The sequence below is a fragment of the Streptococcus sp. A25 genome, from assembly GCF_043674095.1.
GTDB lineage: Bacteria > Bacillota > Bacilli > Lactobacillales > Streptococcaceae > Streptococcus > Streptococcus suis_V.
The window spans coordinates 1-1,068 of the sequence record NZ_JBIMJO010000041.1 but is presented as its reverse complement, the minus strand read 5'-3'; the positions used below and the strand labels follow the sequence as shown (position 1 = coordinate 1,068).

The 1,068-nt window shown below is 37.1% G+C and carries 1 protein-coding gene; it reads right to left on the bottom strand.

The window, feature by feature from the left end:
- Positions 1–133 precede the first annotated feature (133 nt).
- The gene (locus ACHBID_RS11080; RefSeq protein WP_105111194.1) at positions 134–844 is read right to left on the bottom strand and encodes a GntR family transcriptional regulator; all 711 of its coding nucleotides are present in this window, start codon (positions 842–844) and stop codon (positions 134–136) included.
- Positions 845–1,068: the final 224 nt, after the last annotated feature.

Below are 1,068 nucleotides of genomic sequence, written 5' to 3'. Positions count from 1 at the left end.
CATGTAAATAGAAAAAGGTTCCAGAGTCGATAGGACTTTGGAGCCTTTTCAATATACTTTGTTATTGGGCGGTTACGGTTGAAGCATCAGAGTAGACAAAAACACCATGGTTTTCCATGGTGTTTGTCGATTTTTAGCGCTTATTGGCAGAAATTTCGATCTTATAGTATTTCCAGTGTTTATAAGTCTCTACATATTCAATTACTTCATTGCTGCCACTCTTATGTGTAGTGCGGATTTGAAGAATGCTTGGTTCTTTTGCCTGAAGCTTCAACTGTTCCTTGACATCCTTAGGTGAAGGGAAAACAATTTCATTGGTTTCCACATAAGGTTCCTCAGACATGTGGATATTGAAGTCTAGCTTAAATCGTTGATAGAGCGATTGGAAATGCGAGAGATCTGCTTGAGGCTGTTGAATATATCGAGCAGGGATGTAAGACTGGTGGTAAATATAAGGTTGACCATCTGTTGTACGCACGCGAGAAATCTTGTAATAGAAGTCATTGCTATCCAATTGAAGCTTTTCAAGAATATGAGCTTCATTTCCTTTTTCACAACCCAGCACTGTGACAGTGTCGTTGCCGATAGGGAAAATCTCGATATCAGAAAACTCAACAAGCTTTCCTTTGCGAGAACGAGAAACGAAGGTTCCTTTACCCTGTTGGCGAACGAGGTAGCCGTCCTTAACCAATTCATTGACTGCACGGATAACAGTGATAGAACTTACGTTAAATAGCTTGGTTAACTCAGCTTCGGTGTAAAACTTATCGCCATTCTCAAATTTTCCTGAAATAATTTGCTGACGAAGATCGTTTTGAACTAATTGATACTTAGGTACTTTCATAGTAGGTTTCCTTTCTTTTTCCTAATACTTCCCTTTAACTTTCATTATACTAAATATCTTTAAAATTGAAAACTGGAAATGCTCAAAATTGCTCAAAAATGCACAAATTTCTTTCAAAAATAGGCTTTGAAAAAAATTTAAAAAATTTCCCGCGTTGTAAAATGAAGTGCAACAAAAAAGACATGTTCGTCTGATATACTAGAATTCCCCAACTCAGTATAGAA

Excerpts from the sequence above, each read along its gene's own strand:
- ACHBID_RS11080 (WP_105111194.1), bottom strand. The coding sequence starts at position 844 with ATGAAAGTACCTAAGTATCAATTAGTTCAAAACGATCTTCGTCAGCAA.